At 44.8% G+C, this 7,895-nt stretch carries 5 protein-coding genes; 3 read left to right on the top strand and 2 right to left on the bottom strand.

Translation table 11 applies throughout. The features are described from left to right. The first annotated feature begins 191 nt into the window (after positions 1–191). The 3 genes from AACQ42_RS16040 to AACQ42_RS16030 all read left to right on the top strand — a co-directional run bounded on the left by AACQ42_RS16040 (position 192) and on the right by AACQ42_RS16030 (position 4,568). Positions 192–2,414 (top strand): leukocidin family pore-forming toxin, encoded by a 2,223-nt coding sequence (locus tag AACQ42_RS16040; protein ID WP_094166315.1) that lies wholly within the window; start codon positions 192–194, stop codon positions 2,412–2,414. A gap of 267 nt (positions 2,415–2,681) precedes the next feature. Beyond that, a complete protein-coding gene (locus AACQ42_RS16035) occupies positions 2,682–3,623 on the top strand; it encodes a lipase family alpha/beta hydrolase (protein WP_094166314.1) in 942 nt (313 codons plus the stop codon). Positions 3,624–3,707: 84 nt separating this feature from the next. Then, positions 3,708–4,568, top strand: coding sequence for a lipase secretion chaperone (locus AACQ42_RS16030; protein ID WP_094166313.1), 861 nt, complete (start codon positions 3,708–3,710; stop codon positions 4,566–4,568). A 73-nt stretch (positions 4,569–4,641) separates the two neighbouring features. Here AACQ42_RS16030 and AACQ42_RS16025 read toward each other — a convergent pair whose 3' ends face one another. Then, on the bottom strand, positions 4,642–7,398 hold the full coding sequence (locus tag AACQ42_RS16025; RefSeq protein WP_094166312.1) for an immune inhibitor A domain-containing protein: 2,757 nt from the start codon (positions 7,396–7,398) through the stop codon (positions 4,642–4,644). Positions 7,399–7,593: 195 nt separating this feature from the next. Further along, positions 7,594–7,839: a hypothetical protein gene (locus AACQ42_RS16020; protein ID WP_017043657.1), complete on the bottom strand. Its 246-nt coding sequence runs from the start codon at positions 7,837–7,839 to the stop codon at positions 7,594–7,596. Between the last annotated feature and the right edge of the window lie 56 nt (positions 7,840–7,895).

Genomic DNA, 7,895 nt, shown 5'->3' with positions numbered 1-7,895 from the left:
TTTTATTGTGATTTTAAGCCACATTAAAAATCATTTCTCTTTGTGTTTGTTATTTTAAGATCTATTAATAATTCGCCACAAAGGTGCCAAAAAACCAATGTCCTTTTATTTTGTGGTCTGAAAAAATAAAAAATGGGTATTCATTTTCTTTTAAATACCGTGATAACAATAAAAATGCTTACGAGGTTTATATGTCAATAAACAGAAGAAAAGCACTTAGCGCTATTGCCATTATGTCAGGCTTGGTATGGAACACCGCTCAAGCTGACGTGAATCAGCCGCAAGGTTTGGCCATTGAAATGTTCAGTGAGCTTCAGGATGACAGCCAAATCAATTACTTCAATGCGAGCTATTGGTTACAAGGAGAGGTTGAGCCCCCGACACTAATGCAGATTCGTGACGATGTACTGAACCAACATATGCGCTATTTTGTCGATTTCAGTACGATTGAAGGCGAGTCGCAAAAGACAGAGGCGAAAGCACTGCTCAGGAAAAAACTGGGCTTAGCGTTTGCCAGTGACTTTTTGATCATCAGTGAACACAAAGGAGAATTGTTGTTCACACCGTTAGATGACGAGAATGATGCCAACATTCGTCTACTGGAAGCCGCCCCAATTGCCCATTCTCGTCAGCGCCGTAGTACGGCCAGTATGGTGTCAAATAGTGGTTCGGAAACCAACTCTTTGCCACACGTCGCGTTTTATTTGAATGTCAATCGGCCTATTACTGATAGTGAATGTACGTTTAAGAACTCACATCTTTGGGATCGAGGCACGCGAGTGTTTTGCGATAACCCCAATATCTCTTTGATCTATCGAGTTAATTTAGAGCGTTCATTACAATATGGCACGATTGGTTCAGCGACGCCGGATGCAAAAATTGTTCGCATCAGCTTAGATGATGATACAACGGGTGCTGGCATCCATCTCAATGATCGTCTTGATTATCGTCAATCGGGTGCTGATTACGTGACATTAGATGCTTATTTCCGAGACTGGTCGACTGATGCCATCGCTCAAGACTACCAATTTGTATTTAACTCTTCGAACAACAAAGCGCAGATCTTAAAAACGTTCCCGAGAGAAAATCTCAATGCCGAATATGAAGTCAAAGAGGTATCCGGCTTCCAGCTAGGAGTGAGTGGTGGTGTCGAGGTTAGTGCTGATGGACCTAAAGGCAAGCTAGAAGCCAATGCCAGCTACAACCAAAGCCGTTGGTTAACCTTTAAAACGCACGATTATCGTGTTGAACGTAGCACCAATAACGCGCAAAACGTCAGCTTTAAATGGAATCGTAGCCAATACGCGACTGCCGAATCGATGTTAAATCGTTCAACGGATGCGCTGTGGGTCAATACTTATCCTGTGGATACCAACCGCATTAACCCGATTGGTTACGCGAGCTTTGTACCAAAAATGGATGTGATCTATAAAGCCGCTCCCAATGTGACGGGGACAACGGAATTTACCATTGATTCTTCGGTCAATATTCGTCCCATTTATAACGGTGCTTATAAGCATTATTATGTTGTAGGTGCGCATCAGTCCTACCATGGTTTTGAAAATACGACGCGCCGCAGAGTGAGCAAAAGTGCTAGCTTTACTGTCGATTGGGAGCACCCAGTATTCACTGGCGGTCGTCCAGTGAATTTGCAATTGGGCAGCTTTAATAATCGTTGCGTTGATGTGGCTGATAATGGCGCGCTCTCTGCCTCAAGCTGTGATGAAACCAAAAACTCACAATCTTTTATTTATGATCAGTTAGGTCGTTATGTGAGTGCAAACGACATCCATCAATGTTTGGATGGACAATCACTGGGTCAATTACAAACCTGTAGTTCGAGTTTAAGTCAGCGTTGGGAATGGATAGAAAACAGCGATAAGCTGAGTAATGTTTTCTCTCATGAGTTACTTGGTCATGATAAAACCAGCGGTGAGTTAGGTTTGTATGCTGATGGCAATGATCAGGTAAGTGTGCGCACCATTACCGCTTACACCAACGTATTTCATTCAGATAGTGAATCGGCCGTATTTGGGTTTACATCGGGTCCATTAGCCTTACAAGATGTTGGTCAATCGGGGACACTGTATATTCGCCATGGCGCTGCGATTGATGCAATTGGTACGCAAGCCAATGCGATGCAAGGCGGTGAAAGTGGTAGTTTGACTGAAATTGATCTGAAACGCGTTACGCAAATAACCGTTACTTCCGGTGAGTTCAAGTACGGTGGCAACCATTTACTCCGTATGGCTTTTAAGCTTGATGATGGTTCAACCAAAGTAGTGGGGTCAAAAGACTACGCAATCAGTACCCACGATGAAGTGTTTGAGCTGCCAGCCGGATCGGCAATTCGGCAAGTCAAGGTGTGGTCTGAAGGTTGGTTAGCCGATGGTATTCAATTTATTTTAAAATAGCGCGATCCCTTCATCGTTTCGTAGTAAAGAGCACTCATGCTTTTGGCCTAGTTGGCTAAAAAGCGAGTGCTCTTTTTTTGTTAATTTAATGTTAATTTTATCTGTTGTTTTTTTCGATTCATTCACGAAGCTGGCAAGATGACATGAAATAAAGTGCTTTTCTTCTACAGTTAGGGTGCTCCTCAGAGGTCTAATCTCTGGTGTGGTAACGGTAGGTTAAATGTATGCCGCGCCTAAACCAGGCACTACAATAAGAAGGAATTTACTTTGAAAAGAACGATTATTATTGCTGCTTTTTGTCTGCTGAGTACCACGGCGCTGGCGGCAACCAGCACGGTGGCATTAAGTAAGACAGGCTATACCCAAACCCAGTATCCTATTGTGTTAGTTCATGGCTTATTTGGTTTTGATACGCTGGCCGGAGTCGATTATTTCTACGGCATTCCGCAATCACTGACGAAAGATGGCGCAAAGGTCTACGTGGCTCAAGTCTCCGCGACTCACAGTTCTGAGCGGCGAGGTGAACAACTATTGCAACAAGTGGAGTCACTTTTAGCCGCCACTGGCGCTCAAAAAGTTAACCTGATTGGGCATAGTCATGGCGGGCCAACGGCTCGCTATGTTGCATCAGTTCGGCCCGATCTTGTGGCGTCCGTGACTAGCATTGGTGGCGTGAATAAAGGCTCAATCGTGGCAGATTTAGTGCGTGGGCACATTAAAGAGGGCTCCATTTCTGAAGCGATTGCCGTCAAAATGGCGCAAGGATTGGCGGGTTTGGTTGGCCTTCTTTCTGGGGGAAGTAACCTAGAGCAAGATCCTTTAGCCTCCTTAGAAGCCTTAACTACCCAAGGTTCGCTAGCGTTTAATCAACACTACCCAGAAGGCGTTCCAAGCAGTGAATGTGGTGATGGTGAATTATTGGCTGACAATGGTGTTTATTACTATTCGTGGACAGGATCTTCGACCTTTACCAACCTCCTTGACCCAACTGATGCTGCGATGATGTTGACTGGGCTTGTCTTTAATGGCCCTAATGATGGTTTAGTCGGCGTATGCAGTACTCACTTGGGTAAGGTGATCCGCGATGATTACCAAATGAACCACTTAGATGAAATCAACGGCTTGCTTGGGATACACCACCTTTTTGAAACTGACCCCGTTACCTTGTATCGCCAGCACGCTAATCGATTGAAGCTTCAAGGTTTATAACTTCGAGGTTGATAGTCTCGAGCTTGATAGTTTCGAGGTTTATAACTTCAAGTTTTGTAACATCAAACTTTATAAGGATTGGCTATGAAAAAGCCCGCACTATTTGGTTTTGTCGTGATCATCTTGGGGAGCATCGGTGCGGTGCTTTTTCTGCAAAAGCCAGTATCATCACAGAGCGCGTTACAAACGCCATCTCAACAAGATACGCAGATAGACAGCGCATCGAGTCTTGATTTAATTCACTATTTTATCTCTACATTAGGAGAGAGTTCATTACCTGAGGTTGAGCTGCGCATTGCCCAGTATGCTGAGCAGGATGAGGGCGTGGTGATCGATCCAATGCTTTTTGAACAGTTTATCCAATACAAACAAGCATTAGCTGAGTTAGAGGCTAATTCTTCCATCGCCAATCTCGATCTTGCTACCTTAGCTGAGATCAATCAGCAATTACTGAAAATACAAAGTCAATTTTTTAACGTTGATCAGCAAAGTATGTTGTTTGGTGAAGAGAATGCGTTACGAAATTTAGCGTTAGAAAAGCTGCGCATTAAATCTCAAGCAGTAGATTCATATGATGAGCAGCAGCAGTGGCAAACGTTATTAGCACAGCAGCCAGAATACATTCAGCGCAGTGAACGCAATGTACAACTACTGCCAGCACTCAACGCGAGTCGCCATTTGTCCACGCAAGAGCAATACTTAGCTTGGAACGAGTTGGTTGGCGAACAAGGAGCACAGCGGTTAACGCAGCTTAGTGAGCAGCGAGAGCAGTTTTCTCAGCATCTCGAAAACTATCTACAACAGCGTTCGGCGGTGCTTGAAAATACGCGCTTGAGCCAAGATGAAAAAAATCAGCAAATTACGCAACTGCGTACCCAAACGTTTGAGGTTAAACAACTCAAACGCGTCGAGGCTTTGGAAAGGTTACGTGATCAATCGCTTTAATTCTGTTTATCCAATAAAGAAGAGCGCGACCGAAGCCGCGCTCAAGTTCTCTAAGAGAAAATAGAATAGGTGGTTACAAATTAACCACAATGGTGTTAGTCACTGTTGCACCTTTGTCATCCATCACTTTAATTTTCACTTCATGTTTTCCAGAGCTTGGGAAAATGGCGGTGAAGAGTTTGCCACGTTTTATTTTTCCATTCGGCAGGGTCCATTCCGTATCGACAATACGCCCATCGCTATCGCTGCTGGTTGACCACATTGTTACCCAGCGTCCAAGGTGGATGTACTTAGCACTGGCTTGCGGTAATGCGTTAGGCACTTCAACCTGTATTGTGCGCGTAGTGGTGTTGGTTGCGCCTTTATCATCCGTTACGGTTAGGCTTACTGTGTATTGCCCTGCTCTGGTGTAGCTCCAGCTTGGCGCCATTTCGCTGCTCATTTGGCCGTTACCAAAATCCCATGCGTAACTGACTAGCTCGCCATCTTCATCATGGCTGTAGTTGAAAGCGCTGACGGATAAACCGTCGGTTTTAAGCTCAAAGTTGGCGACAGGAGCTTGGTTTTGTTCGCTGACTTTTGATAAGCGAATTACGCCGTACTCATTGTCTTGGCCTTGGTTGAGGATGTCGATCATCAAGCCAAATTCCGTTAACTTACGTCCAGCATCTGGTACTAATGGTGAGCTGTAATCCGCGCCATCAGAGAAGTTACCATTACCGATTAAGCTTGTGTCTTCGAGCACATCACCATCGGCAGCGACTAAACGTAGAGGTGTTTGATCTTGCAATGAGAAGGTTGCATCTCGCACTTGGAAGCGCGTTTGTGCGGCCTCACCGGTTTTTGACCAAACCAATGCGTTTTGATCCGCATCGACGACACCTAACCAACCTTCACCTGGGTGGTTACCTACCCAGTTATCCGTGTAAGATTCATCCACATACCAAACCAGTAGGCCGGGTTCGAAAGTCATCAACTGGCCCATGCGTTTGATATTGGCTAAGCCTTGGTCGACGTCATTGTGGCTACGCCATTGCAGTAAATAATAGTGTGGCGCTTCATGGAAGCCATTGTTGGTGGTGTAACCTTTAAAGGCGAAGGTGGATGTTCCTTCGGCATCATCAATAAGGGTTTGCTGCCCGTCGACCTCTAACTGTAGGTTATCAAGGTAAAGACCTTCCATGGCTAAGCCGCCATCAGTGACATAGTCAAAGCTGAGTGTCACTTCTTGGCCTGCCCACTGGGAGACGTCAAATATCGCATCGACCCAACCATCCGACTGACCAGCAATAGCAGGTACAAGCCCTGTATTGTACGGGTCATCCATGGTGGTGATGTTACCTGCAATCGCTTTACCATTGATCAGTACGCGTGCAAAGTCGTAGTCTTTTTCAATCTGATACCATGCTTTAAAATTAAGCGTAGCTTGTTCACCAGCAGGGATAGAAAGCTTACGAGACATGCTATTTTTCAGATCATCGCCTCGGTTTGAATAAAAAGCGGACGAACCTTGATAAGGCTTCACCCCATCAACACGCTTCAGTGGTAAATCAATCTTCACCATATTTGGTCGAGCATTGTCAGTGGTTTGGAAGAGGGTAAATACGCGAGGATTTTTCTCTAACTCTGCAATCGAAATTTGATCGTCATTGATCCAACGACCACCGACCGCTTTTTGTAAGAACTGTTTAGACCAAGAGCTGAATGCCGTCGGTTGTGTTCCGCCAATTTTTCCGGCCCAACTGCCAGAAGACATGATGGACCAATAGGAAACTGGCTCACCTTTACCTGTGTATTGGGTATCGTATTCGTCAGGCAAACCTAAATCGTGGCCATACTCGTGTGCGCAAACCCCAGCGGCCGCATCAATCGGTTGCATGGTGTAATCAAAGGCGGCATATTGGCCGTTAAAGCGATCTGGAAGCGTACTTTTTGTGCCTTGAAGGACATAAGGTTGGCCGAGATTATAACGGTGGGACCATATTGCGTCAGGTCCAAGCACACCGCCGCCGGCTTCTTCACCAACGGATGCATGGAACACCATCAAGTGATCGATTACGCCGTCCGGTTCGCGGAAGTTGCCATTACCATTGTAATCGTAACGATCTTCAATATCGTAATCGGCCAGATTAATACTAGGGTCTTGCGCCAGTTGGTTCAGTGCTTCGCGTACCAACTCTTGCGCATTCATATCTTTGTCTGTTGTTGCCGAGTTGCCCCCGTAAAACGCGGCGTTTTTAGACGCGCGATACCAACCTGCGGCTTGCCCGGCCACACTGTAGCTTTGCCCAGACTCGCTTTCATAATACTGACGCATCGAGATGAAATTTTCTCCATTAGGGCCTGCATAGCCCGCATCTGAAAAAAGCAGATCTTGATAGTGAGGTGGATTGTAGCTGGCATAGAGCATTTCAGTATGCTCTTTGGTCAGGCGGTTATCGTTCCAAGGTAAATCGGGAAAATCAATTAAAAGCGCTAATACCTTATCGGTGCGTTTGGTGCTGATATCGAGAGCAAAAACGCTGGCTTTTTGGTGGCCTTTTTGTTTTTCAATGGTTTTTAATACCCGTGCGCGTTGCTCAAGAGCTTGCTTACCAAATTGCGCATCGCCGTGGAAGCCCGATTTGATTTTCTGCTCTAAATAACGATCCAAGGCATCGCGCTTGATTGCATCGGTAGCATTGCCATCCACAACACCGTTACGCACTAACATTTCAATGAGTTTATCTTCATTGACTACCCCTAAATCAATCGGGGTGTGCGCATAAGCACTGACGTTAAATAGTGTTACCATTGCTGACGCAAGCAAGGTTTTCCTTATGTGTTTCATCTGCTTTCCTTATTTTTCTTTCTGTATTTATGGTATTAACAATTTCACTGAACTGATTTCCATACGACTGAGCGCTATAGAGAATAAATGGCTTTCATCGCCATAAAATAGAATTCATGGACGCAATGAGTGGCTGGTATATTCTTATCTAGGCAAGTTTTCTGAGTGTTATTCAGTGAAGATTGAACGGGTGATTTAGTCGCTCTTCGGCGGAGAAATACACGCTTCTTCTTGATGAGTTGTCGAATTGAGAGACTTTTCTTTGTGGTGTTTTCTTTGTAGATAAAGGGCAAGTGCTTGTTGTTGCTGTTCTGATGTCAGCCCTTCACATATCACACCTCGTTCGATTAATGAGGCGAGCAACCGTTCATCATCAACTGAAGATTGAGCAAGGCTAATTGATGAGTAACTAATTAATAAAAAATAAATTAAATGTTTCACAGTATATCCATATAATGTGTGAATTATTCGTAACAATCTATATATCAGTCATACGC

Origin of the sequence: Vibrio sp. V12_P9A6T4 (assembly GCF_963874835.1) — a bacterium.
GTDB lineage: Bacteria > Pseudomonadota > Gammaproteobacteria > Enterobacterales > Vibrionaceae > Vibrio > Vibrio anguillarum.
This window is presented reverse-complemented; position numbering and strand designations above follow the sequence as displayed.